Here is a 26,953-nt window from a genome sequence, read left to right on the forward strand (position 1 = left end):
GAAGATAGGCGCTGTCGACCGCGATTACCAACGCTGTAAGTCAAAGTCAGCCATGCGTCATGCGCATGGCTAGCCTCTTATCTGTACGTTTTCGGTCTTAAAACGATCACAAAATGTGCAAGGGCACCGAAAGCGCCCTATTCCCTACTCGTAGAGACGTCGGACGGTCGCAACGCACTCGAGGTCGGAAAGCTGCGCAAGCAATTGATTCAGCTGGCGAAGATCCCAAACTTCGACATCCAGCGTCATTTCCGTGAAGTCGGCCGCAACACGGATCGTGTTCAGGACGCGAATGTTCACATCAACACCGGCGACGGTCTGCGCGAGCTTGGCAAGCGTGCCGGGCTCGTTCAGCGCATTGATCATGACGCGCGCCATGAAGCGGGACTTATTCGCCTCGTCCAGATCCCAACGCACATCGATCCAGCGATCGGGCTGCTCATCGAAGCGCTGCAGAATCGGCGACTGGATCGGATAGATCGTGATGGCTTTCGCGTCTTCCGTGGTGTTCATGATCCCGACGATACGATCGCCAGGCACGGCACCGGTCGGCGCGAACTGTACGTCGACATTGCTGGAGATACCGCGGATCGGCACCGAGTCGGCGTCGATTGCTGCTTCCAGCGCCGTCACCCCCTCGCCTGCCTTCGCCTTGCCGGGGATCTTGAAAATCATGCCGGACGCGCTGCGGACGTTGAACCAGCCATCATCGCCGGTCGGCTTTGCCGTCACGCGCTCTTCCTGATGATCGGGATAAACCGCGCGCAGGACATCAAGGGAGGACATTTCGCCACGCCCGACGGCTGCGATGGCATCCTCGACATCCTTCTGGCCGAGACGGTGGAGCGCAGGCTTCATCGCCTCACGCGAGAATATCTTGCCGGCGCGGTCAAACGTACGCTCGAGAATGCGGTGGCCAAGTCCCGCATACTGCTTGCGGATCGCCATGCGCGTGGCGCGCCGGATGGCAGCGCGCGCCTTGCCTGTTACAACGATCTCCTCCCAGGCGGCGGGCGGCACCTGCACGCCGGAACGGATGATCTCGACCTCGTCGCCATTCGCAAGGCGGGTGACCAGCGGCATGATGCGACCGTTGATCTTGGCGCCGACGGTCGTATCGCCGATGTTCGTGTGAACGGCGTAGGCGAAATCGATCGGCGTGGCGCCGCGCGGCAGAGCAATCAGCTTACCTTTCGGCGTGAAGCAGAAAACCTGATCCTGGAAAAGCTCGAGCTTGGTGTGCTCCAGAAACTCTTCCGGGCTATCGCCTTCCGCCAGTGCTTCGATGGTGTGCCGCAGCCAGGAATAGGCATTGGATTCACGCGAGAGGATATCGCCGTCGGCGTTCGATGCGCCATCCTTGTAAAGCGTATGCGCGGCAATGCCGAATTCGGCGATCTCATGCATGCGCTTGGTGCGGATCTGCAGCTCGATACGCTGGCTGGACGGGCCGACGATAGTGGTATGCAGCGATCGGTAGTCGTTCTGCTTCGGCGTGGAGATGTAGTCCTTGAACCGCCCGGGCACCACGCGCCAGCGGGTGTGAACGATTCCGAGCGCCCGATAGCAGGCAGGAATATCATCGACGATGATCCGGAAGCCGTAGACGTCCGAGAGCTGTTCGAAGGACAGCGACTTCGACTGCATCTTGCGGAACACCGAGTAGGCCTTTTTCTGGCGCCCCTTCACATAGGCATTCGTCAAGCCGCTGGCGACGAGGAGATCCCGCAACTCGGTCTCAATCTTCTTCACCAGTCCTTCGTTACGCCGAGACAGCTCCTCGAGCCGTTTCGTGACCGTTTCGTAGGCCTCGGGATTGATATGACGGAAAGAGAGATCTTCCAGCTCCTCGCGCATATCCTGCATACCCATGCGGCCGGCCAGCGGCGCGTAGATATCCATCGTCTCTTCGGAAATGCGGGCGCGTTTTTCCGGCGACATATGGTCAAGCGTGCGCATGTTGTGCAGGCGATCCGCCAGCTTCACCAGGAGCACGCGAACGTCGTCGGAGATGGCAAGCAGCAGCTTGCGCAGATTTTCGGCCTGCTTGGCCTTCTTCGTGACGAGATCGAGCTTCTTGATCTTCGTCAGGCCTTCGACGAGGCGGCCGATGTCCTCGCCGAACAATTCGTCGATCTCGGCGCGCGTCGCCGTCGTGTCCTCGATCGTGTCATGCAGCAGCGCCACGGCGATCGTCGACTCGTCGAGATGCATGTCGGTGAGAATGGCGGCGACTTCGAGCGGATGGGAAATATAGGGGTCGCCGCTGGCGCGCTTCTGCTGGCCATGCTTCTGCATGGCGTAGACATAGGCTTTGTTCAGCAGAGCTTCGTTGGCATCGGGCTTATATTTCTGAACCCGCTCCACGAGCTCGTACTGCCGCATCATCCCGAAGCCACTCCATCACAAAAGAAAAGCGCGCCAATCATGGATTGGCGCACATGACAATCAATCATATGCCGAAGCATTATTGAAGCAAGATTGACGATTGGTAATCGCCGCTCTCTTAGTAATCGTCGCTCTTTTCTGGCGGCACAAGACCTTCGATACCAGCCAGAAGCTCTTCTTCCGACATCTGGTCAAAAGTAACCGTCTCAGGCAGATCGTCCTGCTCTTCGCCTTCGACAGCAGCCGCGGCGTTTGCAGCGATGAGGCTTGCCGGATCGGGCTCGGGCTCATCGACTTCTACGTGCTTCTGCAGCGAGTGGATCAGATCTTCCTTCAGATCGTCGGGCGACAGCATTTCGTCGGCGATCTCGCGAAGAGCCACGACGGGGTTCTTGTCATTGTCGCGATCGATGGTGATCGACGCGCCCTGGGAAATCAGCCGTGCGCGGTGGCTGGCGAGCAGAACCAGCTCGAAGCGGTTCTCAACTTTGTCAATGCAGTCTTCAACGGTGACACGGGCCATTGCCTGTCCTTTGCGGTCGTGATCTCGGGATTAAGGATCGCGATACAATTAAAAGCGGGCGAATTCAAGTTTTTCGTGAAAATCCCTTTGCCGCCTCATAAAGCTTCCATTTTGAAAGAGAATGCTGAATTTCCACCAATAGTTGCTTGGAATATCCCGATTCGTGCCCTAAATCTTTCTTATATGAATAGTTCGTAAATTAAGAATTGTTCTGGTCTTCCACATAACCCATTGCTTTTATGGGATTTTTAAGAAGACATTTTCGATTGCTCAAAGTGGATTGGTACGCGATGTTTGACCCACGCGAAAAAATTGCTCTTTTCATCGATGGCGCCAATCTCTACGCCGCTTCAAAGAGTTTGGGCTTTGATATCGACTATCGCAAACTGTTGAAAGCATTTCAGAAGCGCGGCTATCTGCTCCGCGCCTACTATTACACAGCCCTAATCGAAGATCAGGAATATTCGTCCATTCGTCCGTTGATCGACTGGCTCGACTACAACGGCTACAAGGTCGTGACGAAGCCCGCCAAGGAATTCACGGACTCCATGGGCCGCCGCAAGATCAAGGGCAACATGGATATCGAGCTTGCAATCGATGCCATGGAGCAATCCGAGACCGTCGACCATCTGGTGATCTTTTCCGGCGACGGCGATTTTACGACGCTTGTCGAAGCGCTGCAGCGCCGGGGCCGCAAGGTCTCGATCATCTCGACGATGGCAACACAGCCGCCAATGATCGCCGACGATCTGCGGCGCCAGGCCGACCACTTCATCGACCTGCTGTCGCTGAAAAGCGAAATCGGCCGCGACCCGTCCGAACGGCCGCCGCGCGTCGCGGAAACCACCGCATCCAGCGATTTCGAAGCCTGAAAAAAGGTGGGATGGATTGGTGAGACCCGAGTGGCGACGATCGCCTTCGGGTCGCCCGCGTTAACCGTTGTCCTTGAGCAATCTGCTCTTCTGGCGGTTCCAATCGCGCTCTTTTTCCGACTCGCGCTTGTCGTGAAGTTTCTTGCCCTTAGCGAGGGCGAGCTCCATTTTCGCACGACCGCGATCGTTGAAGTAGATTTTCAGCGGAACGAGCGTCATGCCTTCGCGATTGATACCGGCGCGGAGACGATTGATCTCCCGGCTTGACAGCAACAACTTGCGGCGGCGACGCGGCTCATGGTTGAAGCGGTTGGCCTGCAGGTATTCCGGCAGGTAGGAGTTGATCAGCCAGATTTCGCCGCCTTCGTCGGAGGCGTAGGATTCCGCGATATTGGCCTTGCCCTCGCGCAACGACTTGACCTCGGTGCCCATGAGCACGAGCCCGGCCTCGTAGGTGTCGATGATCTCGTAGTTGAAGCGTGCCTTGCGGTTTTCGGCCACGATCTTATTGACGACGCGCTGGCTGCCTTTAGGGGCCATGACAAAATCCAATTGCTCAGGGGGCGCGACAACCGCGCCCACGCTTCTCGCTCTAATATCTAAGGGTGCGGCTGCGTGTTGTGAAGACCGCGATCGGCTTGATCAGTTCAGCAGACCGGCGTGGCGCATCGCCGCGTCGATTGCCGATTCCGTGCCGGGCTCGAGCGTCGACATCAGCGGCGACCGCACATTGCGGCTCATCCGCCCAAGCTTGGACAGGCCGTACTTGGCGCCACAGAGACCTGGCTCCATGAAAATCGCCTTGTGCAGCGGCATCAGGCGGTCCTGATACTCTAGCGCCTTGGCATAATCGCCGGCGAGCGTTGCCGCCTGGAACTCCGCACAGAGGCGCGGCGCAACATTGGCGGTGACCGAAATACAGCCGACGCCACCATGGGCATTGAAGCCGAGAGCGGTCGCATCTTCACCGGACAGCTGCCGGAAGGCGTTGCCGCAGGTGATGCGCTGCTCGGAGACGCGCTCGATCTTGCCCGTCGCGTCCTTGACGCCGACGATGTTCGAGTGCGCCTTGGCAAGCGCCCCCATCGTCTCCGGCGTCATGTCGACAACCGAACGGCCGGGGATGTTGTAGATATAGATCGGCAGCTTGATGCTATCTGCGATAGAGGAAAAGTGCGCAAACAAGCCCTTCTGCGTCGGCTTGTTGTAGTAGGGCGTAACGACCAGAACGGCTGCCGCGCCTGCCTTTTCGGCGTGCTGCGCGAGTTCGATCGCTTCGCGGGTGTTGTTGGATCCGGCGCCGGCCATCACGGGAACGCGATTTGCGGCTGCCTCGATGCAAAGTTCCACCACCCGTTTGTGCTCGGCATGCGACAGCGTCGGCGATTCACCAGTCGTCCCGACGGGAACGAGACCGCTGCTGCCTTCCTTGATCTGCCATTCGACATGCGCGGCGAACGAAGCTTCGTCCACCTGTCCGGCATCAGTGAAGGGTGTGACGAGTGCGGGAATGGATCCCTGGAACATGCAGAACTCCTTACGACCGCAATCCATGCTTCGGCCGCATTCCATGACTATGAGGAGCGCACCATAGTGCGGCGAAAACGCTGCGACAAGCGCGCAGAGGTCGGTTTGGAGCAAATTCCGATAGCAAATGTGAATGAAATTTAACCGCTTCGGTAAGGTTTCGTTAATATGCGTCCCACCAAATGGAGCGACGTGTTTTCATTGCGAGTACCCCGTATGAAGAGAGCTGTCATGATCCTCTCCGCCCTCGGCCTGACGGCTGCCGCTTGGAGCAGCGTCGCGTCGCCACTTCCGAGCGAGGACATCCCGGTTCCCGACGTGAAGCCGATCGGCTTCGTGCCCCAGACGGCCATGCCGGAATCGATCATGACTGGCGCGATCCCTCGCAGCCAGACAGTTGCGCCTGTCAACAGCGACCTCAAGACAGGTCTCGACGCCCTCACCGCAAAGAACCCCACCCAGGCTCTTGTCATTCGCGACGGCATGACGCGCGGAACGCTGGATCGCCATATCCTGACCTGGGCGATCGCGATGTCAGGGCAAAAGGGCGTGCCTTCCGTCGAAATCGCTGCGGCGGCGCAGGAACTGCAAGGCTGGCCGGGCCTCGCCAAGCTGCGCGCCTATTCCGAGCGCGCGCTTTATGATGAGAACCCTGCACCGAGCGCCGTGCTTGCCGCCTTTGGCGAGACCGCGCCGGAGACCACAGCTGGCGCAATGATCCTGTCGCGCGCGCTGGTCGCGACCGGAAAGCAGGCCCAGGCTGGGCAATATGTGCGCAAGGTCTGGCGAGGCGAAGGCCTGGACAAGGCGACCGAAGACAAGATTCTCGCGGAATTCTCCGGCCTACTGGCGGTAGCCGACCACCGGGCCCGGATGGAATATCTGATGTACCGCAACCGCGCAGCGCAGGCAAAGCGCTTCGGCGACATGGGACAGGCTCAGTCGCTTTACAACGCGTGGGCCGCGGTCATCAACAAGGCGCCCAATGCCGGGGCACTGCTCGCTGGCGTCGACAGCAAGTGGAACGGCGATCCGGGCTATCTCTTCGCGCGGATCGAATATCTGCGCCGCCAGGAGAAGTACCCGGAGGCTGCCAAGCTCCTGCAGCAGATGCCGCGCGACCGCGACGCATTGGTCAACGCCGGCGAATGGTGGAACGAGCAGCGGATCATCAGCCGCGGACTGGTCGATCAGGGTCAGTTCAAGGCCGCCTACGGCATCGTTTCCAACTATGCCGCCACCACGCCGACCGACATCGTGGAAGCCGAGTTCCACGCTGGCTGGTATGCGCTGCGTGGACTGCAGGACGCGACAGCTGCCCAAAACCACTTCCGCAAGATTCTCGGTTTCTCGAACGGCCCGATATCCGTGTCGCGGGCATGGTACTGGATGGGACGTGCGGCCGAGGCCGGCGGGCCGGGAAAATCCGGCGAATACTACGCCAAGGCCGCCAGCTACCCGACGACTTTCTATGGCCAGCTGGCCGGCGAGAAGCTCGGGCGCAAGATGCTGAATGTCAGCTATCCCTCGCCGACCCCGGCTGATCGGCAACGCTATCTATCCCGCGAAGCCGTTCAGGCGATCGCGCGCCTTGATGCCGCCGGCCATGGCTGGCGGGCGAACGGTCTCTACCTGGCGCTGGCGGACCAGCTGCAAAGCCCGGGTGAGCTCGCGATTCTCAGCGCCCAGGCCGAGCGCTCGGGTGATCATCACTTGTCGCTGCAGATCGGCAAGATCGCCTATTCGCGCGGCGTCGATGTTGCCGCGCTGGCCTTTCCGCTTGGCGTCATCCCCGGGAATGCCAATATCTCGGGCTCCGGCAAGGCGCTCGCGTATGCGATCGCACGACAGGAAAGTGCGTTCAATCCGGCAGCTGTTTCCGCAGCCGATGCCCGCGGGCTGCTGCAAATTCTGCCGGGAACAGCGAAGGCGGTCGCTCAGCGGCACAACATCGCCTACTCGAAGGACAAGCTGACGGCGGATCCGAGCTACAATGCGACGCTCGGCGCGCACTATCTTGGCGAACAGATCGATGCCTTCGGCGGCTCCTATATCATGACCTTCATCGCCTACAACGCCGGACCGAAGCGGGTGCCCGAATGGATCGAACGCTACGGCGATCCGCGCGGCAAATCGATCGATGCGGTCGTCGACTGGATTGAGCGCATCCCCTTCCCCGAAACGCGCAACTACGTTCAGCGCGTGATGGAGAATTACGAGGTCTACAAGGCGCGGCTCGACCAACCAGCCGATATCGAACGCGACCTTATCAGCGGGCGCTCGTCCTAAGGCGCGTTTGCCAATATTGCGCAAGGCGCTAGTCTCTCCTCGTAACGACGAGGAGCGCGCGCATGAACGATGCAGACGGAAATGCCTTTGTTGACCGAACCTACCGTTCCGAGGATGGGCTAAGCCTTCATCTGCGCGACTACGATCCCGGCCCACGGGCGGCGTCGCGGCTTCCCGTCATCTGCCTCCCCGGATTGACGCGCAATTCCCGCGACTTCCATCAGCTTGCTGTGATCCTTTCGCAGGACGACACCGCACCGAGGCGCGTCATCTCGCTCGACTATCGCGGGCGCGGATTGTCCGACTGGGATGAGAAGACGGAAAACTATAACGTTCGCACGGAGGCGCAGGACGTCCTGGCGGCTTGCGATTACTTCGGCATCGAAAAGGCCGTTTTCGTCGGCACCTCACGCGGCGGCCTGATCCTTCATTTTCTTGCCGAGATGCGGCCGGAGCTGCTTGCGGCTGCCATACTCAACGATATCGGCCCGGAAATCGAGGCCAAGGGCCTCATGAGGATTCGCGACGATCTGAACGATGGCACCTCTCCGCAAAATCGGGCGGAAGCCGTGGCAATGCTCAAGCGCCGGCACGGCGCGCACTTCTCCGTCCTTGGAGACCAGGATTGGGAAGACATGGCGGCCGCGATCTATCGTGAGGTTGACGGCAGGCTTGCTGCCGACGCCGACCCCGCGATCGCTAAGCAACTGACATCAATCGACTTCAGCAAACCATTGCCAACTCTTTGGCGACACTTCGAAGCGTTTGGTGAACGCCCACTCATGGTCATTCGCGGCGAGAATTCAGAACTGCTTGCCGAAGCGGCCGCGGCCGAGATGACCATGCGGCATCCCGGTTTAAGGGTCGTGGTCGCACCCGGCCAAGGACATCCGCCCCTACTCCACAGTGAACCGGCGCTTAGCTGCATTCGCCAGCTCTTGAACGAGATTTGAGAGCCCAACGCATGCGCCATAACGCAAAAGCCCGGCTCGAGAGCCGGGCTTCCCTGATTGACCGAAGTCAGATCAGATTAGAATGCGCGCTGCAGACGGAAGTAACCAGAGAAGTTATCGTCGTCTTCAGATGCGCTGGTGTGGTCCTGCCACTGCAGCGAAGCCTTAGCGTAGAAGTTTTCTACGATCTGGTAGTCAACCGTCAGACCAGCCTTCCAGATGTCAACATCCGAGAAGTCCGTAACGGTAGCTGCGCTGTCGCCGTTCTTGTAGTTCGCGAAGTACTGAACAGCAGGCGTCAGCTTAAGCTTGTCGGTTGCCTGAATTGCGTATTCAGCAGCAACAGTCCACTCAGACTCTTCGAAGTAAGCGTTCGGGCCAGATGCCCAAGCAGCTGCGAGGCCGAGGGTGCCGGGGCCGATAGCGACCGTACCCATACCGCGGATTGCACCTTCTTCGGTGTCGGTGTCGTAACCGCCGACCAGCTGGTAGCTGAATGCGCCAGCCTTGCCACCGATGGCAGCAGCGATACCAACGTCGTTGGCGTTTTCGCCCATAGCGGTGTGGATCGCGTCTTCCAGTTCGTCAACAGACAGACCAGCGTAGAAGTCACCGTTCGTGTACTGATAACGGAAGGAGTTGTGCAGCGTCGAGTCAGAAGCCAGCGAGTCCGTTTCGCCGCTCAGACCGTCGTCCCACCAGCTGTAGAACAGACCAGCGCGGAAGCCGGCGACGTCCAGGTAAGCGGAGTCGAGGTAGGTGTTCTGGTCCGAAGCGTTTTCAGCATCAGCCTGCAGAACGATAACGCCGGTGAGCGGGCCGTACTCGGTGTCGCTCTTAGCCGTGAACTGAACGTTACCGCGGGTCCAGAAGTCCCAGTCAGACGTGCCAGACTTGTCACGGCCGAAGCGAGCTTCCGTACGGATGTAACCTTCGATCTTCAGGCAGGTTTCCGTGCCCGGGATGTAGAAGTAGCCAGTGCCGTATGCGTCGCAAACGCGAACGTATTCTACGGGTTCCGGCTCGGCAGCAACAACAGCGTCAGCAGCCTGAGCACCGGAAACTACTGCAAGAGCAGCAGCGGAGCCGAGAAGAAGGCTCTTGATGTTCATATTGACCTCCAATTCAAAGTTTCGATCGGGTCTGGGTTTTTCGCCGTTAGAGCAGCGTTCCCTGCCCCATCCCCATGTTTCAAGAAGTCGGACGATCAACCGCCCTTGCTTCCGAGATTGAAAATACTCGACCGCGCCTGTCACGCAATCACCAACTTGTCCGTTTGGAGGATTTACGACAGCCTTCCCCATGCGCTGTTGCTGAAAGGTCACAAATGCGGCACCCGCCCCGGCCGTTTCTTTATACTTCATTAAGAAAGCGCTGATTTTGCGGGAGTTTAGAACATGCCGGCGCGGTGGAAAACACGCGGGATGTGCCACATTGGCACCCGCTTCCCGTCGGATTCGGGCATTTCAACTGCCGCGTCGACAGCACCCTGTCATATGAATAGAGCGGCTCGGTGGAGATCGGCGCCACAGAATCATCGTGCGTCGGCGAAGTGATTCCAGAAGCGATTCTACTTCCCGGGAGAGAAGTCGCACATCGAGATGCGATGGCGCACGAATGGCAACGGCAGGGCCGGTGCATTTGCGCGGACAAATCTGAACGTGAAGGAAGATCTAAGGATGATGGCGGAGAAGATGGGATTCGAACCCACGATACCCTTCCGGGTATACTCCCTTAGCAGGGGAGCGCCTTCGACCACTCGGCCACCTCTCCGGTCGAGAGCCTGATAGAGTCATTCGCTGGGGGACGCAAGCGCTTTTTCGGCTTTGTCCCGGAAGAAAAGCCGGCTTACCTCTAAGCCAGCAATTGCTTCAGATCCGCCGATCCGTCGGCAAGGATGGCCTTGTCGGGGTTGATGCCCGATTCGAGCAGCCTCTTGCCGGTTACATAAGCCTTGGCGTCGTTGATCGCATCGACGGCAATGAAAGTGCCACTCTTGAAGTACCAGATCGAATGCGCGCCTTCTCGTGCGCCCGGGCGAAGTAGCGTCTCGTCATAGCCGAGATTGAAGCCGGCAATCTGCAGCTTGACGTCATATTGATCCGACCAGAACCATGGTTTCGGTTCATACGGCGCGTTGCCACCGGCGATGATCGCGGCCGCAGCTTCGGCCTGGTCCACGGCATTCTGTACCGATTCGAGTCGGATGCGGCCACCCTGCCACGGAAGCACCGCGCAATCGCCGGCCGCGAAGATCGACGGATCGGAGGTTCGCGCGAACTCATCGACGACAATGCCGTTCGTCACTTCGAGACCGGCTTCCTTGGCCAGCTGATCGTTCGGGACAACGCCGATGCCAACAATCGCGAAATCGATATCGATCGTCGAACCATCGGAAAGTTCGGCGCCGACGAGCTTGCCGTCGCGGCCGATCAAATGCTTCAAGCCGGTCTTTTCGCGAATAACAACATCGTGCGCCTCGTGAATCACGCGCATGATATCGGCAGTCTCCTTGGCAGCGACGCGCTGGAGGATTCGATCTGCCATCTCGATGACGGTGACCTCGAGGCCGCGATGACGGGCAACTGCCGCCGCTTCGAGGCCGATATAACCGCCGCCTATAATAAGGACGCGACGACCCGGGCGCATTTCCTCGGCGAGCAGATCGGCATCGCGCTTGTCTCGGGCAACATAAACGCCGTCGAGATCGCCGCCGATCGCCGCCGGCAGACCGCGTGGCGTCGAGCCGGTCGTCAGCGCGAGCGTTCCGTAATCAAGCACCGAGCCGTCCTGCAGGATCACCTGCTTCGAATCGCGCTTGATCTGCTCGGCCCAGGTGGACACCCGAATCTCGACATCATTGTCGGCATACCAATGCTCCGGACGGAACAGCAGGCGATCGAAACTCATCTCGCCGAGCAGATACTTCTTGGTCAGCGGCGGTCGCTGGTAGGGCAACGCGTCTTCAGCACCGATGATGGTGATGGGGCGCGTATCCTTGAGAGCGCGCAGTTTAGCCGCGAGCGCAAAACCTGCCTGACCCGCGCCGATGATCACCAGTCTGTCCGTCACTGTCGTACTCCCGCTCTGCATTTTGCGCGTTCCGCAAAGGCCTATCCGGTGGTCTTTGCGTCGTCAACCGCGGCGGATCTGCCTTTAGCCTATCTCGACCCAGCGGCGCTCGTGGAACGACTGTGCCATGGCATGAACCGACCTTTCTATCCTGAGACCGTCTTCGAATGTGACAAGGGACGACGGCTCACCGGAAATCGCACGAATGAGTTCGCGGCACTCGATGATCTTCAGGTCGTTGAAGCCGAGCCCATGGCCCGGTGCCGGAATGAAGCGATCATAAGGATGATGAGCGGGTGCCGCCAGGATCTTGCGAAACCCCTGCTCGGCACCGCGGCCATCGGCCTGATAAAGCTCGAATTCGTTCATGCGTTCCTGGTCGAACACGATCGCCCCCTTCGATCCGAAAATCTGCAGGGCGATCCTGCCCTTGCGGCCCCAGGCGGCACGGTTCGCCATCAGCACGCCGGAAATGCCGCCGCCAAGACGCATCAGCACGCTGGCCGCATCGTGATTTTCGACGGGACGGCGGCCACCATCCTTTGACGGCCGATCGGCATAGGGCTTGACCATATCCGTTATGACGGCCTCGACATGGCCGAAGAGATACCAGAGCAACGACAGCGGATGCACGGCGAAGTCATCGAGCGCGCCATAGCCGGCCGCCAATTCGCTCTTCCAATAGAAGAAGGCGTGCGGATCGGCCATGAAGTCCTCATCCATCTCGACTCGGATGTGATTGACGCTGCCGATCGCGCCCTCGCCGATCAGCGTCTTTATATGCCGCATGAGAGGGTTCTGGATGTAGTTGTAGCCGAGAACGGCAACCTTGCCTGCGCTCCTAGCCGCCTTTTCCATGCGCTCGGCATCGACATAGGACGGCGCCATCGGCTTTTCGCACCAGACATGCTTGCCCGCTTCGAGCGCTGCTATCGCCATTTCGGGATGAAACTGATTGGGCGTGGTGACGGAGACGACATCGACGTCGGGATCGGCAATCAGTGCCCGCCAATCCGCTGTCGCCTTCGCGAAGCCGAATTCAGCGGCGCGGGCCGCCGCCAGATCCGCGTTCGCTTCGGCAAGATGCACCAGCCGCGGGCGCTCGACATCGCCGAACACCGTCTTCACTGCATTCCATGCAAGCGCATGGCACTTGCCCATATAACCTGTGCCGATCAGGCCGACGCCCAGTGATTTCATGATCTCCTCCCTCTCCGGATTGGATTTTGGAATGGTTGAATCATTTTGACAAGATGACCTGATCAGTCCCCGCGCCTCCGAAATGGCCTAACAATATGTATTCGCTTCATTTTTTAATTATAAAAAACAAATAGGCCGGATGCTCGAAATCATCTATGGTCTGAAACTGGAATATACGTTTCATTTTTCGGATGAGCACATGGACAACGACTCCAAGGCGACGGCGCGCGTTCCGCGCGACTTCGAAAGCCTGCGCAGCGCTATCATCGAACGCAAGGCCACGATGCCGAAGCGACTGGCCCAGGTGGCGGCTTTCGCGCTCGCCAATCCCGATGAGATCGCATTCGGCACGACGGCCAGCATTGCCATGGCATCGGATGTGCAGCCGTCAACGCTGGTGCGGTTGGCACATCACCTGGGCTATGAGGGCTTTTCCGACCTGCAGAGCATCTTTCGCGAGCGGCTTCGCGACCGAACGCTGAGCTACGAAGAGCGGTTGGTCACGCTGGAGCAGTCGAGCGGCGAGGACGAGGATGCCAATCTTCTTTCCGGCTTCATTTCGGCCGCCGGCCAATCCATCAATCGGCTGGCAGCGACCATTCAGCCGGAAGCCTTCAGCAAGGCGGTCGATATTCTCGCGGGTGCCGATACCATCTATCTCATTGCCAAGCGGCGTTCCTACCCGCTGACTGCGCATATGAGTTATGCCTTTTCCAAGCTGAACATCCGCCACCAGATCGTTGCCTCACCGAATGGTGTCGATGCAGAAACCGTGCAGTTCGCGACGCCCAAGGATGCCGCGATCGCGGCGAGTTTTTCGCCCTATGCCGCCGAGAGTCTCGGCCAGGCAGAGATGCTGGCGGAGCGTGGTGTCCCTGTCGTCGTCATCACCGATTCGGCCTTCTCACCTCTGGCGGCCAGCGCTGCATGCTGGTTTGAAGTAGCGGAAGCGGATTTCGCGGGCTTTCGCTCCCTTTCGGCCTCCATGGCACTGACGATGGCGCTGCCGGTGGCCATCGCCGAGCGGCGGCGTAAGCTGGCACAGGCGAAACCTAAAAAAGCCAAAATGGAATAAATATTCTGAATTGACATTCAAACGGAACCGATGTTTCATTGATCGAAATCACCGGCTGCCATTTGCGCCGGATTGAAAATGATCGGGAGGACATGATGGTAGAATCGAATCCGGGCCTTCAGCCGGGGCTGTTGCTTGATGTGATCACGATTGGCCGATCTTCCGTCGATCTCTATGGCCAGCAGATCGGTTCCAAGCTCGAGAACATCGCGTCCTTCGCCAAATCGGTCGGTGGCTGCCCTGCCAATATCGCGATCGGCACCGCCCGCCTTGGTCTCAAGTCCGGCTTGATCACCCGCGTCGGCGACGAGCAGATGGGCCGCTTCATCCGCGAGCAATCGGCACGCGAAGGCGTGGCGACAGATGGCATCATCACCGACAAGGAGCGTTTGACCGCACTCGTTCTTCTTGCCGTCGAGGCCGAGGGCGTTTCACCGATGATCTTCTATCGTTCCGACTGCGCCGACATGGCGCTCGAGGAAGGTGATGTCGACGAGGCCTATATAAAGTCCTCGCGCGCGGTGCTGGTCTCGGGAACGCATTTCTCCCGGCCGAATACGGAAGCGGCGCAGCGCAAGGCGATCCGTATAGCCAAGGCCAACGGCCGCAAGGTGATATTCGACATCGATTATCGCCCGAACCTCTGGGGCCTTGCCGGCCATGCGGAAGGGTTCGAGCGCTATGTGAAGTCGGACCGGGTGTCTTCCAAGATGAAGGAGACCCTGCCGGACTGCGACCTGATCGTCGGCACGGAAGAGGAAATCCTGATCGCATCGGGCGCTGATGACGTACTTGGCGCCCTGAAGGAGATCCGCCGGCTGTCGCCCGCGACCATCGTGCTGAAGCGCGGCGCGATGGGCTGCATCGTTTATGACGGTCCGATCTCGGACGATCTCGAAGCCGGTATCGTCGGCGAAGGTTTCCCGATCGAGGTATTCAACGTGCTCGGCGCCGGCGATGCCTTCATGTCCGGCTTCCTGCGCGGCTGGCTGAAGGACGAGCCGCTGAAAACCTGCGCGACCTGGGCGAATGCCTGCGGAGCGTTCGCGGTATCCCGCCTGCTCTGCTCGCCGGAATACCCGACCTGGGCGGAACTCGATTTCTTCCTGAAGAACGGCAGCAAGCATCGGGCGCTGCGCAAGGATGAAGCGATCAACCACATTCACTGGGCATCGAACCGCAAGGGCGATATCCCGCTGCTGATGGCGCTCGCCATCGATCATCGCTCGCAGCTGACAAGCGTCTGCGACGAGCTCGGCATCGACTACAAGAAGATTGTCGCCTTCAAGCGACTTGCCGTGGAAGCCGCCGCGCGCGTCGCCGATGGCCGCAGCGGCTATGGGATGTTGATCGACGAGCGCTTCGGCCGCGATGCCTTCTTTGACGCAGCGACCAAGAATTTCGCCTGGATCGGCCGGCCGGTGGAGCTGCCGGGCTCAAAGCCGCTGCGTTTCGAATTCAGCCAGGATATCGGCTCTCAGCTTGTCGAGTGGCCGCTCGATCATTGCATCAAATGCCTCTGCTTCTACCATCCTGATGATCCGGCGGAACTGAAGAAGGAACAGCAGGAGAAGTTGCGCACACTGTTCGAGGCGGCGCGCAAAGTCGGGCGCGAGCTTCTGGTCGAGATCATCTCCAGCAAGAACGGCCCGTTGACCGATGATACGATCGCGACGGCAATGGACGAGCTTTACGCACTCGGGATCAAGCCGGACTGGTGGAAGCTGGAGCCGCAGGCCTCGAGCGCGGCGTGGAAGAAGATCGACGCCGTCATCGCCAGGAACGACCCCTGGTGCCGTGGTATCGTGCTGCTCGGGCTGGAGGCGCCGGCAGACGAGCTGGTGAAGGGCTTCGAGGCAACGCTGGCCGCGCCATCGGTAAAGGGTTTCGCCGTGGGGCGTACGATTTTCGCCGACGCCGCTCGTGCCTGGCTTTCCGGCAAGATCAACGACGAGGAAGCGGTCGCCGACATGGCCGGACGCTTCCGTGAACTGACCGAGGCCTGGTTGAAAACCCGCGGCCTGCATTAATTAGAGCATTTGGGAGGTGCCCCATGGGCAAGACTGTACGATTGACGATGGCGCAGGCCATCACGCATTTCCTCAAGAAGCAGATGACCGTGGTCGACGGCAAGAAGGTTCCGATCTTCGGCGGCGTCTGGGCGATCTTCGGGCACGGCAACGTCGCAGGCATCGGCGAGGCGCTGTATCAGGTGCGTGGCGAACTGCCGACCTACCGCGCCCATAACGAACAGGGCATGGCGCATGCGGCGATTGCCTATGCCAAGGCGAATTTCCGCCAGCGTTTCATGGCCTGCACGACTTCGATCGGTCCCGGTGCGCTCAACATGGTGACCGCTGCCGGTGTGGCACACGTCAACCGCATTCCGGTGCTCTTCCTGCCCGGCGACGTCTTCGCCAATCGCGCGCCAGATCCGGTGCTGCAGCAGATCGAGGATTTCGGCGACGGCACGGTTTCAGCGAACGACGCTTTCCGTTCGGTTTCCCGCTATTTCGACCGCATCACGCGGCCAGAGCAGGTCATCTCGGCGCTGAAGCGCGCCATGCAGGTACTGACCGATCCCTATGATTGCGGCCCGGTGACGCTGTCGCTGTGCCAGGACGTACAGGCTGAAGCCTTCGATTATCCGGAAAGCTTCTTCGAGGAACGTGTCTGGACCACGCGCCGGCCGCGTCCGGATGCCGACGAACTGGCAAACGCCATCGCGCTCATCAAGAAATCGGAAAAGCCGGTCATCATCGCCGGTGGCGGTGTGCTCTACTCGCAGGCCACCAAGGAACTTGCGGCGTTTGCGGAAGAACACCGCATCCCCGTCGTCGTCACGCAGGCCGGCAAGTCGGCGATCGATGAACGGCATCCGCTCGCGCTTGGCTCCGTTGGTGTCACCGGAACGTCTGCGGCCAATGCCATTGCAACGGATACAGACCTGATCATCGCCGTCGGTACGCGCTGCCAGGACTTCACGACGGGTTCCTGGGCGCTTTTCCAGAACGAAAAGTTGGAGATTCTCGGCCTCAACATTGCTGCCTACGACGCAGCCAAGCACGATGGCCTGACGCTGGTGGCCGATGCCCGCGAGGGACTGAAGGCCGTTTCGAGCGGGCTTGCCGGCTGGAAAGCGCCGGCCGCGTTGTCGGAGAAGGCCGAACGGGAAAAGAAGGTCTGGATGGACGCCGCCGCCAAGGCGATGGCGAGCACCAATGCCGCCCTGCCCTCCGACGCCCAGGTGATCGGCGCTGTCACCCGTTCGATCGACCTCGAAAAGGCAATTGGACTTTGCGCCGCGGGCGGTCTGCCGGGCGAGATGCACAAGCTCTGGCCCGCGACAGCACCTGGCAGCTACCATATGGAATATGGCTTCTCCTGCATGGGTTACGAGATTGCCGGCGGGCTTGGCGCCAAGATGGCGCATCCTGAGAAGGAAGTCTTCGTCCTTGTCGGCGACGGGTCCTACATGATGCTGAACTCCGAGCTCGCGACGTCTGTCATGCTCGGCCTGAAGCTCAACATCGTTCTGCTCGACAACCGGGGCTACGGCTGCATCAACCGGCTGCAGATGGCGACCGGTGGCGCGAACTTCAACAACCTGCTGAAGGACGCGCACTACGAGGTCATGCCGGAGATCGACTTCCGGGCGCATGCCGAGAGCATGGGTGCGATCGCGGTCAAGGTTGCGTCGATCGCCGAACTCGAGAAGGCAATCGCCGACTCGAAGAAGAACGATCGCACTTCGGTCTTCGTGATCGACACCGATCCGCTGATCACCACGGATGCCGGCGGCTACTGGTGGGACGTTGCCGTTCCCGAAGTCAGCCCGCGCGAACAGGTCAACAAGGCGCACGCGGCTTATATCAAGGCGCGCGCCGCCCAGCGCATCGGCTGATCGACTGATTTCATCTTCTGGAAGAGCCGCCCCGCTCTTCCAACAATGCTTTTGAGGAGACTATTGATGAAGGCCAAACTTGGCATGTCGCCGATCGCCTGGTGGAACGACGATCTTCCTGAGCTCAGCGACGACGTATCCCTGGAAGAATGCCTGCGCCAGTCGCGCGGCGCCGGTTTCACCGGCATGGAACAGGGCCGCCGCTTTCCGAACAATCCGGTCGAGATGCTGCCGATTCTGCGCGCCGCCGACGTGACGCTTTGCGGCGGCTGGTTCTCCGGCACGCTCGTCGATGAGGATCTTTCCGCCAACAAGGATCGCATCGCGCCGATGATCGAGCTGTTCAAGGCCGTCAACGCGCCTTGCATCGTCTATGGCGAAGTTGGCCGCTCCATCCAGGGCGACCGCTCCAAGCCTCTCGCGACCAAGCCGCGTCTCTCGGATGACGAGATGAAGGCCTATGCGCGCAAGGTCACGCAGTTCGGCGAATGGTGTGCCGAACAGGGCATGCCGCTTTCCTATCACCACCACATGGCGGCCGTCGTCGAGACCGAGCCGGAGCTCGACGCCTTCATGCGCAATTCGGGCGAAGGCATTCCGCTGCTGCTCGACGCTGGGCACTTGGCGTTTGCCGGCGGCGACGTTCTCCGCGCCATCGACAACCACCACGCCCGCATCAACCACGTTCACGTCAAGGACATCCGCAAGGCTGTCGTCGACGGGCTCGACCGTAGCAAGCAGTCCTTCCTCGACGCGGTGGCGCTCGGCGCCTTCACCGTGCCGGGTGATGGCTCGCTCGATTTCGGTGCGATTGTGAAGCGGTTCGCCGGTTACGGGTACGAAGGATGGTTCGTCGTCGAGGCCGAACAGGATCCGCGCAAGGCGTCGCCTCAGAAGATGGCGGAAATCGGCCACGCCGAGCTGATGCGCGTCATGACGGCCGCTGGCTATACCGTCGAAACCGAGGGTTTTCCCAAGGGGTAACGCGAGGCGTTTCGTCTGACGGCGGAACGCCCAACTTCTCCCCCACGGGGAAATTTGCAGGCAATGGAGAGTACCGATGCCAAACCTGAAGGTAAAACCATCCAGCACGCATGGCCGCGTCACCCATGTGACGCCTGAAAGCGCCGGCTGGACTTATGTCGGCTTCGACATGCATCGGCTGAAGCCGGGTGAAACCGTCTCCGGCGATGCAAGCGGTCGCGAAGTCTGCCTCGTCTGGGTATCAGGCAAAGGTAAGGCAACGGCGGCAGGCGAGGATTTCGGCTCCGTCGGCGGGCGCATGAGCCCGTTCGAAGGGGCGCCGCATTCGCTCTACGTGCCGGCCGGTTCCGGCTGGTCGGTGACGGCCGAGACGGATGTGGAACTCGCCGTCTGCTCTGCCCCTGGCGGTGGCGACTACAAGGCAAAGCTCATCCCGCCGGGCGTCCATCCGCAGTTCCAGCGCGGCAAGGGCTCGAATGTGCGTCTGGTGACCAACATCATGCCCGAAGACGACAATTCCGCCCATTCGTTGCTGGTGGTCGAGGTCATCACGCCGAGCGGAAACACCTCGTCCTACCCGTCGCACAAGCACGATCAGGACAATCTTCCGAATGAGAGCCTGCTGGAAGAGACCTATTACCACCGCATAAACCCGCCGCAGGGTTTTGCGTTCCAGCGCGTCTACACCGACGATCGCTCGCTCGACGAGGCGATGGCGGTGGAAAACGGCGATGTGACGCTGGTGCCGAAGGGCTATCACCCCTGCGCCACCATTCACGGCTACGATCTCTACTATCTCAACGTCATGGCTGGCCCGAAGCGCGTGTGGAAGTTCCACAACGCGCAGGAACACGAATGGCTCTTGAAATAAGACGACGCAGAATCGCTAAATAATCTGACAGCGGACGAGCCGTGCAGATGGTTCACTGCCTCCATCGAAATCAAACCGATGGAGGACTATCATGCACGGCTCAACCACCATTCTTGCGGCCGGCAGCCGTTCGGCCAAGCCATCGCGGCTCGTGGGCGCGATTCTCTCCTTCTATCGCTGGACAGCGCGCAAACTCAGGGAGCGACGCAACCTGAACGCCGTCATGGAGCTTTCCGACGAGCAGCTGAAAGATATCGGCCTGTCGCGCTACCAGACCGAGAGCGATGTGCATGTCTATTGCCGGGACTGAACTGTGCTACAATGCCGATAGCAGGCTTTCTCGCATGCAACTTCCGGAAAATGTCATGGCGCAATTTTCGACCGAACTGCTGTTGAAGACGAAGACCGTCACGATCCGTGACGTCGTCTGCAATGGTGAGTGCCGGCACAAGAGCGACGAGGAATGCGCCCACAAGACGAGCCTCGTCTATCCTTACCGCGGTGTTTTCATGCGCCATGTCGGGCGCAACGACACCGTGGCTGAGGCGAACCAGATGCTGTTCTTCAATGCGGCGCAAGGCTACCGGATCAGCCATCCGGTCGATGGTGGCGATGCCTGTATCGACCTGTCCATCGATGACGTATTGCTCGCCGAGTTGGCACCGAAAGATCAGATCCAGCCGGGAGAGCTCTTCGGTTTCCGCCGACAGCGGCGGCGGATCGATCCGCGGGCGCAGGCGCTCGTGGCGCTGCTGCGCCACGGCCTGCATCGCAAGGCTGCCGAGACACTGGAAGCAGAAACGCTGGCACTCACCCTCGTCCGCCGGTCGCTCGGTGAACGAACATCACATGCCGCAGGCGCGAGCGTCGGGCGGCAGAAGCTTGTCGACCGGGCGAAACTCGCCCTCTCCTCGGATCTCGCGCGCCGGTGGACGCTGGCCGAAATCGCCGCGGAAGTCGGCGTTTCGCCTGTTTATCTCACGCAGGTCTTTCAGCAGGTCGAAGCCACGCCGCTTTACCGCTACCAGCTGCGTCTGCGCCTTGCGAGGGCGCTCGACCTGCTCGGACAATACGACGACCTGACGGCGCTCGGCCTGGAACTGGGCTTTTCCAGCCATAGCCATTTCACCTCATCCTTCCGCCAGACCTACGGTCAGACGCCCGCGGAATTCCAGCGTGCGGCGCGGCTTCGGCGCTGAGAAAGTTGCTAAAGAATTCGACAGCGGCTGCGTCGGCATAAGTGGTCTTATGATCCTGTCCCGAAGGGGATACCAAACGGAGGATCATTGCCATGAAGAAAACGACCTGTGCCGCCTGCGACTGCGAACTCGGGCCGGATGTGATCGGCGTCAAGCTCGGCGGGAAGACCGTCGAGGTCTGCTGCCAGGAATGCGCCGAGGCGCTCAAGGAAGCCGATGCTGCGGCGACCACGGCCAGAGCGAGCAACAATGAGTGAACAGGAGAGCCGCGCCCATGAGGCGCGACTTTCGTCTTTCAGGCGGGGAGCAGACCGTAGCGCCAGCCCTTGCTTTTCGCCAGGCGAACAAGCACCCAGGCGGCGAGCAGCAGCATGCATAACTCCGCAAAGACCGGCACCATCCAGATCCCCATCTCACCGAAGACATGCGGCAGCAAGAACGTCAGAGGCAGCGTGAAGAGATAGGGCCGCGACAGGCCGAAGATCGCCGCACGCCGGGCATCGCCGATCGACTGGAAATAGCCCGAGAGCACGATCATCTGACCGAAGAGAAAATAGCAGCCGACCGTCCAGGGCAGGATGCGCGCCACCTCGGCCACCACGATGGGATCACTGACGAAGATCGCCCCGAACCGTCCAGTCAGCAACTCGACGATCAGCTCGACCGCTGCGCAATAGACGAGCGCCGACACCATCGCGATCCGCAGGCTGCGGCCGACTCGATCGGAGAGCCCTGCCCCGAAATTGTTGCCGGAGATGGTCTGGAAGGCGATGTTGAGGCCGAGCAGCGGCAGATAGGCGAACGTCATGATTCGCGTGATGATGCCGTAAGCGCCGATGGTTGCCACATAGTCGGACGTGCCCCAGAGCGAGAGATTGAAGATCACCGCGGCCGAGCTCAGCGAAATCCCGATGAAACCGAGGCTCATCGGCATTCCCAAGGCGAGGACGGCCTTCCATTCGCCAGCCGCACCACGGCCCGCCGGTCGCAAGGCGTCGGCCTTCCGCCAGCGATAGGCGAGGATTGCGGCAAGGCAGATCGCTTGCGCCGAGACGGTGCCGATCGCCGAACCGGCTACGCCCCACTGCATCACCGCCATGAAAAACCAGTTGGCTGCGATGTTGAGGAGCGATGCTGCAAGCGTCACGGCCGTCATGAAACCGATCCGGCCTTCGCAGCGAAGGGCATCAATGTTCAGCGACAGGAAGAAGGCGATAACAGCAGAGCCGATCATGATCGCCATGAAGAGCGTAGCGTTTGCAGCCACCATCGCATTGCCTTCGGCGGCCGCCTCGACGATCCGCCAGCCGATGCTCCAATAGACGAGATTGAGTGCGACCACGACTGCGATCGCAAGGAGATGCGCCGTGGCAAATGTCCGGCGCGCGGCCGCCTTGTCTCCCGCACCGAACTGCCGGGCAAGGATGCTTGCCATGCCGTTCGATACGAGGGATTGCAGGGCAATGATCATCATAAGACCGGGAAAGATCAGCGTGACGGCCGAGAGCGCTGCCGGGCCGACATAGGCACCGAGAAAGTAGGCGTCGACCACGGCGAAGAGACCATTGATCGTCGTGATCATGATGATCGGCGCCGCCGTCCGTGCGAAGACGACGGCAAGCGGGGCGGTCAGAAACATGTTCTTTTCAGCATTGTTTTTCATACGGATACCGAAGAGCGACGGCCAGAGGCTGCGGCCGTTTGGGATGAAGGAAGCGGGAGCGGCTCAGATGTCGAGAACGAGGTGAGGAACACCGTTCGACGTCTTGCGCGGCGACACGCCATTGCCATCGACCTGCGCATTGATACGCTGCCGGAACGCCGAAAAACTCTCGAAGGTCACGACATCGACAGGCTCGTCGAAATGGATCGTGATCTTGTGGAGCCCGCCGCCATGCGCCGAGAGCGCCAGGATCTTGCCGCTGAACGTCTGGTTCAGATACCGGCCACGGACCTTCGCGCCGACGGAAAGGGCAGCGATCGGCTCTTCGTTTGGCCGGGTCGCAAGCGCGGAAAGCGTGTTCCAGTCACGCACGCCGTGCTGCTGGGCAACGAGTTCAAGGGCGGCGCCGTGGGAGATCGCGGTTCCGCGTGTTTCCATCGCCTGACGGAGGCGCTTCGCCTGCGACTTCAGTTCTTCGATCGTGGGATATGCAGTGGTCACGGATTCAGCCTTTCGGAAGGCATGCCATTTCGACCGTCACAAGGGAGCTCGCATTGCCTGCAGTCAGCATGCACCAAATGGCTGTGACTGAATCTTGCCGAGGACTTCACCATGGACTTGTCGTCCGCGAGCGGCTGGCGCCTCGAGCCATGTCCGATATGATTGAAGGGCGGCGGCCTGTCAAGCCGGAGCGGTTTGCCCGGTTTGCTCAACAATGAGCCATTCTGCTCTCCAGACAGGCATAAGCTTCGGATTGTAGGGAGATTGTTCAGAAGTTGTCAGCAATCTTGCGCTAATCTAGAAGCGTACAACAAGCGGAGGCTAACATGGCCTTTCAGATGCACCTCGACACAGAGCACCCACAGCCGGAACAGGCTTATCGGGAATTCTCGCTCGATCGGCCCGGCAAGATCATCTTCGTCGGACACCACCTCAGCACGGGAACGCAAGTCCGCTGCCTGATCCGCACGATCACGCTCGCCGGCGCCGTGCTGGAGGTCAATCCGAACCTGGAAATGCCGAACCACTTCTTCCTCGAGATTCTCGGCATTCACGACGAGATCGGTTCGACCGTCGTCAAGCGTGAGGGAGACCTCGTGACGATCAGCTTCAACATGCTGATCAATCCCGAATTCCTTCACCACGTTCTGCGATTGAATTTCGAGAGCTAAGCCGTAGCCTGCGGGTGGGCGAGCTCGCCGCTGCGCCCTCCCGCTTTATGCCGTCTAGGCGGCCAGTCGTCGCTCGATCTGCTCGACCGGCAAGTTGGTATAATCCTTTGCCAGTTCTGCAGAGACCGCTGCCTGCACATCGGCACTGAGGCTTGCTCTGAGCGTGCCGAGCGCCCGCGGTGGCGCAACAATCACGATGCGCTGGACGTCCCTTTCGCGCACAAGCAGATCGAGTTTGGATGCGACCTGCTTCAGGAACTCGACTTCCGCCTGCTTGTGCCAATCCGTCTCTTCGACGGCGCTTCCGCTCAATCCGTCGGCGGCGTGAGTGCGACCGGGCTTATCCGCGCCGATTTCGCGGTCTGGCTCATTCGGCTGCGTCAAGGTCTCCTGGACCTTCAGGTTGATGCCGCTCGCGTCGCCGGCATTTTGCATGATCAAGGCTTTCCCTCCATCGCAAACGACCACCCATGACTTCGGCTGCAGCATGATGTCAGACATCCTCGTCTCCTTGCTATTTTGATAGAGCGCCCTTGCGCCGCTAACTCTATTAAAACGTGCAGGGCACGAAAGAGTTCTGCGTCAGGGTGGATAAATCGCAGGTCAGGCAATCCAATCTCCCTGATCCGCGTAAAAGAGCACATCGATGGGAGTATCGAGATGAAGACACAGGTTATTGCCTTTGCCGGCGCGCTCATGACGCTGCTTGTCCTAGACGCGATCTGGCTCGGTCTGGTTGCTCGTACCTTCTATCGCGATCAGCTCGGCGAGTTGATGCTCCCCTCTCCCAATTTCGGCATTGCGGTCGTCTTTTATGTGTTTTTTGCCGTTGCCATCGTGTTTCTTGCAACGCGGCCGGGATTGTCCTCGGCCTCGATTACCATCGCCATCATCCATGGGGCGGTTCTCGGACTTGCGGCATACGGCACCTATGACGTGACCAATCTCGCAACGCTGAAGAATTGGCCTCTGGCGATGAGCATCGTTGACGTGCTGTGGGGTGGTTTCGTCACCGCAATGGCAGCGGCTGGCGGATATCTCGCGGTCCGGGCATTCGCTTGAAGCGGCCGGAAGAAAATCCGCTTTCGTTAAACTTGTATTTTCTTCTTTGACAAATGCGAAAACCATTCGTGTGAGGCTTTGAGTGCAGGATCAGGACGATCCTGTTTTCAGGAGCCCTGTGATGTCTATGTCGATGCTTCGTGCCACACACCTCGCGACGGTGAAATCGGAAGTCTACGAGACGCGTTGGGAGCAATTCAATGTGAAGCGTCCCGCCCGCATTATCGCCGTCCGTCCATGCCTCACGGGCATTTCGATGCGCAGTGCCGAGATCATCGACATCTCGCGTGGCGGCGCCACCTTCATCGTTTCGTCCACAACCGGCCTGCCGAAGCACTACTATCTCAACATCCTCGGGCTCGCCTACCGTATCGGCTGCGCCGAGGTGCACCGCAGGAACGAGAGGATCAGCGTTCGCTTCATCAACACAATCGAGCCAGATGTGTTGCGCCGCGTGGTCCGCGCGGACTTCATGATCGGCAACATGGAAGCGATCGACGCGCGCCGCACTATCAGCATGTAGATCGCCGTTTCTGGGAATAATCTGCCTTGCCTTGGCTCTACCAGCGCCTATTGTTGGCGCGATTTTCATAGCCTTGGGATACGCCTCAGAATGTCTGCCTTCTCGCGCTTCACCCCCCTCGTCAGCGCCCTGCCCTCAACTGTCCCATTTGTCGGCCCCGAGGCGATCGAGCGCCAGCGCGGACTTCACGTAAAAGCGCGCATCGGCGCCAACGAAAACGGTTTCGGGCCAGCGCCATCGGTGCTTGCGGCCATTCGCGACCATGCCCCCGAAATCTGGAAGTACAACGACCCCGAAAATTACGAACTGAAGGAAGCGCTCGCCGCTCATCTCGGCACCGGCCCAGCAAATATCGCCATCGGCGGCGGCATCGATGAGCTGCTCGGCCAGATCGTGCGGCTGGTGATTGACCCGGGTGCTCCCGTCGTGACATCGCTGGGCGGATATCCGACGTTCAACTTCCATGTCTCCGGCTTTGGGGGCCGGCTCGTCACGGTTCCCTATGTGCAGGATCGTGAGGACCTCGATGGCCTACTCGATGCGGTGAAACGCGAGGTGCCGCCGCTTGTCTATTTTGCCAACCCCGACAATCCGATGGGAAGCTGGTGGGACGCCGATAGCGTCATCGCCTTTGCCCGGGCGCTACCGGAGACCACTCTTCTCGTCCTCGACGAAGCCTATAGCGAAACCGGCCCCGCTAATTCGCTGCCATCGATCGCGTCGCTGATCGACCTGCCGAACGTCATCCGGACGCGGACCTTCTCCAAGGCCTATGGCCTGGCCGGCGCCCGCGTGGGTTACGCTATTTCCACTCCCGGAACGGCGCTTGCCTTCGACAAGATCCGCAATCACTTCGGCATGAATCGCCTCGCGACAGCCGCCGCGCTCGCCGCTCTCAAGGATCAGGCCTATCTTTCCGAAGTGGTTGCCAAGATCCATGCTGCCCGCGAGCGGATTGCCGGTATCGCCAAGGCAAATGGGTTTGCTCCCCTGCCGTCCGCGACGAATTTCGTTGCCATCGACGCCGGGCGGGACGGTGCTTACGCGCGTTCGATCGTCGATGGTCTGATGCAGCACGGCGTCTTCATCCGCATGCCGGGTGTCGCGCCTCTCAACCGCTGCATCCGGGTCAGCGTCGGGCCGGAGGCTGATATGGCATTGTTCGAGCAAGCCTTGCCCGTGGTCCTCAAATCGCTCGGCTGAGCGCAAACGAGATAAACCGCGCCGGCCTTGTTCCTGCCGGTCGCGGTTTTGCTATCTCCCGAGCGAGCCTAGCCCGCCGGTTCCTCTTCTGAGGCTTTTGTTTTTATCATGCAGTGATGCTGCGGGCCGTTCTCAGTGAACGGTCATCCATTCGCGAGCCGCGCGGAGCGCCTGGGCAAGCTGCATCTTGTCCATGCTTGCGGCGAGATCGGCGCGGAGCTCCGCCGCACGATCGTTGCCCTTGATTGCGGCGATGTTCAGCCATTTGTGAGCGGCCACCAGATCGATGGGGCAGCCGCGTCCGGTTGCATACATCAGACCCATTTCGCAGAAGATATCGGCGCTGTTCTCGCCACCCATGGTGGCCATTTCTGCATTGTGCATTTCAAAGCGTGCCATCGGTTTTATCCCTGTTTAGCCTGTGTTGACTTACCCTGTTTTACCTCTGGGCCTTGCCGTCTATCGCAGCTTTT

General features: G+C 60.1%; 26 protein-coding genes and 1 tRNA gene. 15 read left to right on the forward strand and 12 right to left on the reverse strand.

What is annotated here, in order from left to right:
• Positions 1 to 144: 144 nt before the first annotated feature.
• Both QTL94_RS06385 and rpoZ read right to left on the reverse strand, forming a co-directional pair.
• Positions 145 to 2,388: a RelA/SpoT family protein gene (locus tag QTL94_RS06385; RefSeq protein ID WP_289800940.1), complete on the reverse strand. Its 2,244-nt coding sequence runs from the start codon at positions 2,386 to 2,388 to the stop codon at positions 145 to 147.
• A gap of 118 nt (positions 2,389 to 2,506) precedes the next feature.
• Positions 2,507 to 2,911 (reverse strand): DNA-directed RNA polymerase subunit omega, encoded by a 405-nt coding sequence (gene rpoZ / locus QTL94_RS06390; protein ID WP_065689981.1) that lies wholly within the window; start codon positions 2,909 to 2,911, stop codon positions 2,507 to 2,509.
• A gap of 290 nt (positions 2,912 to 3,201) precedes the next feature.
• Between rpoZ and QTL94_RS06395 the strand changes: the two genes are divergently transcribed.
• Positions 3,202 to 3,783 carry a LabA-like NYN domain-containing protein gene (locus tag QTL94_RS06395; RefSeq protein WP_065689980.1) on the forward strand — a complete coding sequence of 194 codons (582 nt, stop codon included), beginning with the start codon at positions 3,202 to 3,204 and terminating at the stop codon, positions 3,781 to 3,783.
• A gap of 60 nt (positions 3,784 to 3,843) precedes the next feature.
• Here the strand turns inward: QTL94_RS06395 and smpB are convergent, their stop codons facing one another.
• Both smpB and dapA read right to left on the reverse strand, forming a co-directional pair.
• Positions 3,844 to 4,323: an SsrA-binding protein SmpB gene (gene smpB, locus QTL94_RS06400; RefSeq protein ID WP_065690273.1), complete on the reverse strand. Its 480-nt coding sequence runs from the start codon at positions 4,321 to 4,323 to the stop codon at positions 3,844 to 3,846.
• Between the two features lie 102 nt (positions 4,324 to 4,425).
• On the reverse strand, positions 4,426 to 5,310 hold the full coding sequence (dapA, locus tag QTL94_RS06405; RefSeq protein WP_289800941.1) for a 4-hydroxy-tetrahydrodipicolinate synthase: 885 nt from the start codon (positions 5,308 to 5,310) through the stop codon (positions 4,426 to 4,428).
• Positions 5,311 to 5,526: 216 nt separating this feature from the next.
• On the opposite strand from dapA, the gene QTL94_RS06410 reads away from it, so the two are divergent.
• Entirely contained in the window at positions 5,527 to 7,599 is a 2,073-nt protein-coding gene (locus QTL94_RS06410) for a lytic transglycosylase domain-containing protein (protein ID WP_289800942.1), read from the forward strand.
• Positions 7,600 to 7,661: 62 nt separating this feature from the next.
• Complete coding sequence (locus QTL94_RS06415) at positions 7,662 to 8,552, forward strand: alpha/beta fold hydrolase (protein WP_289800943.1); 891 nt, start codon at positions 7,662 to 7,664, stop codon at positions 8,550 to 8,552.
• Positions 8,553 to 8,629: 77 nt separating this feature from the next.
• Here QTL94_RS06415 and QTL94_RS06420 read toward each other — a convergent pair whose 3' ends face one another.
• From QTL94_RS06420 to QTL94_RS06435, 4 genes are all read right to left on the reverse strand, one after another.
• Entirely contained in the window at positions 8,630 to 9,664 is a 1,035-nt protein-coding gene (locus QTL94_RS06420; protein ID WP_065689976.1) for a porin, read from the reverse strand.
• Positions 9,665 to 10,235: 571 nt separating this feature from the next.
• A tRNA-Ser gene (locus QTL94_RS06425) sits at positions 10,236 to 10,325 on the reverse strand.
• Positions 10,326 to 10,406: 81 nt separating this feature from the next.
• On the reverse strand, positions 10,407 to 11,624 hold the full coding sequence (locus QTL94_RS06430; protein ID WP_289800944.1) for an NAD(P)/FAD-dependent oxidoreductase: 1,218 nt from the start codon (positions 11,622 to 11,624) through the stop codon (positions 10,407 to 10,409).
• An 84-nt stretch (positions 11,625 to 11,708) separates the two neighbouring features.
• Positions 11,709 to 12,824, reverse strand: coding sequence for a Gfo/Idh/MocA family protein (locus tag QTL94_RS06435; protein ID WP_289800945.1), 1,116 nt, complete (start codon positions 12,822 to 12,824; stop codon positions 11,709 to 11,711).
• A gap of 199 nt (positions 12,825 to 13,023) precedes the next feature.
• Here QTL94_RS06435 and QTL94_RS06440 point away from each other — a divergent pair, with 199 nt between their 5' ends.
• The 8 genes from QTL94_RS06440 (at position 13,024) to QTL94_RS06475 (ending at position 21,114) form a co-directional block, all read left to right on the forward strand.
• Complete coding sequence (locus QTL94_RS06440) at positions 13,024 to 13,899, forward strand: MurR/RpiR family transcriptional regulator (RefSeq protein ID WP_113521778.1); 876 nt, start codon at positions 13,024 to 13,026, stop codon at positions 13,897 to 13,899.
• Positions 13,900 to 13,994: 95 nt separating this feature from the next.
• Complete coding sequence (locus tag QTL94_RS06445) at positions 13,995 to 15,929, forward strand: bifunctional 5-dehydro-2-deoxygluconokinase/5-dehydro-2-deoxyphosphogluconate aldolase (protein WP_289800946.1); 1,935 nt, start codon at positions 13,995 to 13,997, stop codon at positions 15,927 to 15,929.
• Positions 15,930 to 15,952: 23 nt separating this feature from the next.
• Positions 15,953 to 17,803 (forward strand): 3D-(3,5/4)-trihydroxycyclohexane-1,2-dione acylhydrolase (decyclizing), encoded by a 1,851-nt coding sequence (gene iolD, locus QTL94_RS06450; RefSeq protein WP_289800947.1) that lies wholly within the window; start codon positions 15,953 to 15,955, stop codon positions 17,801 to 17,803.
• Between the two features lie 66 nt (positions 17,804 to 17,869).
• On the forward strand, positions 17,870 to 18,787 hold the full coding sequence (gene iolE / locus QTL94_RS06455; RefSeq protein WP_289800948.1) for a myo-inosose-2 dehydratase: 918 nt from the start codon (positions 17,870 to 17,872) through the stop codon (positions 18,785 to 18,787).
• A gap of 76 nt (positions 18,788 to 18,863) precedes the next feature.
• Entirely contained in the window at positions 18,864 to 19,658 is a 795-nt protein-coding gene (gene iolB / locus QTL94_RS06460) for a 5-deoxy-glucuronate isomerase (RefSeq protein ID WP_289800949.1), read from the forward strand.
• A gap of 91 nt (positions 19,659 to 19,749) precedes the next feature.
• Positions 19,750 to 19,968 carry a DUF1127 domain-containing protein gene (locus QTL94_RS06465; protein ID WP_289800950.1) on the forward strand — a complete coding sequence of 73 codons (219 nt, stop codon included), beginning with the start codon at positions 19,750 to 19,752 and terminating at the stop codon, positions 19,966 to 19,968.
• A gap of 55 nt (positions 19,969 to 20,023) precedes the next feature.
• Positions 20,024 to 20,857 carry a helix-turn-helix transcriptional regulator gene (locus QTL94_RS06470; protein WP_289800951.1) on the forward strand — a complete coding sequence of 278 codons (834 nt, stop codon included), beginning with the start codon at positions 20,024 to 20,026 and terminating at the stop codon, positions 20,855 to 20,857.
• Between the two features lie 92 nt (positions 20,858 to 20,949).
• Positions 20,950 to 21,114 carry a hypothetical protein gene (locus QTL94_RS06475; protein WP_289800952.1) on the forward strand — a complete coding sequence of 55 codons (165 nt, stop codon included), beginning with the start codon at positions 20,950 to 20,952 and terminating at the stop codon, positions 21,112 to 21,114.
• 38 nt (positions 21,115 to 21,152) lie between these two features.
• Here the strand turns inward: QTL94_RS06475 and QTL94_RS06480 are convergent, their stop codons facing one another.
• Together QTL94_RS06480 and QTL94_RS06485 are read right to left on the reverse strand one after the other, a co-directional pair.
• Positions 21,153 to 22,520, reverse strand: a complete 1,368-nt coding sequence (locus tag QTL94_RS06480; RefSeq protein WP_289800953.1) for an MATE family efflux transporter — start codon at positions 22,518 to 22,520, stop codon at positions 21,153 to 21,155.
• Positions 22,521 to 22,583: 63 nt separating this feature from the next.
• Positions 22,584 to 23,021, reverse strand: a complete 438-nt coding sequence (locus QTL94_RS06485; protein ID WP_289800954.1) for a glyoxalase superfamily protein — start codon at positions 23,019 to 23,021, stop codon at positions 22,584 to 22,586.
• A gap of 338 nt (positions 23,022 to 23,359) precedes the next feature.
• Between QTL94_RS06485 and QTL94_RS06490 the strand changes: the two genes are divergently transcribed.
• Positions 23,360 to 23,692 (forward strand): hypothetical protein, encoded by a 333-nt coding sequence (locus QTL94_RS06490; RefSeq protein ID WP_289801063.1) that lies wholly within the window; start codon positions 23,360 to 23,362, stop codon positions 23,690 to 23,692.
• A 54-nt stretch (positions 23,693 to 23,746) separates the two neighbouring features.
• Here the strand turns inward: QTL94_RS06490 and QTL94_RS06495 are convergent, their stop codons facing one another.
• The gene (locus tag QTL94_RS06495; protein ID WP_289800955.1) at positions 23,747 to 24,193 is read right to left on the reverse strand and encodes a baeRF12 domain-containing protein; all 447 of its coding nucleotides are present in this window, start codon (positions 24,191 to 24,193) and stop codon (positions 23,747 to 23,749) included.
• A 159-nt stretch (positions 24,194 to 24,352) separates the two neighbouring features.
• Here QTL94_RS06495 and QTL94_RS06500 point away from each other — a divergent pair, with 159 nt between their 5' ends.
• The 3 genes from QTL94_RS06500 (at position 24,353) to QTL94_RS06510 (ending at position 26,480) form a co-directional block, all read left to right on the forward strand.
• A complete protein-coding gene (locus tag QTL94_RS06500) occupies positions 24,353 to 24,754 on the forward strand; it encodes a DUF2177 family protein (RefSeq protein ID WP_289800956.1) in 402 nt (133 codons plus the stop codon).
• Positions 24,755 to 24,881: 127 nt separating this feature from the next.
• Entirely contained in the window at positions 24,882 to 25,277 is a 396-nt protein-coding gene (locus tag QTL94_RS06505; protein ID WP_113521617.1) for a PilZ domain-containing protein, read from the forward strand.
• Positions 25,278 to 25,367: 90 nt separating this feature from the next.
• The gene (locus tag QTL94_RS06510; RefSeq protein WP_289800957.1) at positions 25,368 to 26,480 is read left to right on the forward strand and encodes a pyridoxal phosphate-dependent aminotransferase; all 1,113 of its coding nucleotides are present in this window, start codon (positions 25,368 to 25,370) and stop codon (positions 26,478 to 26,480) included.
• Between the two features lie 132 nt (positions 26,481 to 26,612).
• Here QTL94_RS06510 and QTL94_RS06515 read toward each other — a convergent pair whose 3' ends face one another.
• On the reverse strand, positions 26,613 to 26,879 hold the full coding sequence (locus QTL94_RS06515; RefSeq protein WP_289800958.1) for an SEL1-like repeat protein: 267 nt from the start codon (positions 26,877 to 26,879) through the stop codon (positions 26,613 to 26,615).
• Positions 26,880 to 26,953 lie beyond the last annotated feature (74 nt).

The organism is Rhizobium sp. S96, from assembly GCF_030382195.1.
GTDB lineage: Bacteria > Pseudomonadota > Alphaproteobacteria > Rhizobiales > Rhizobiaceae > Rhizobium.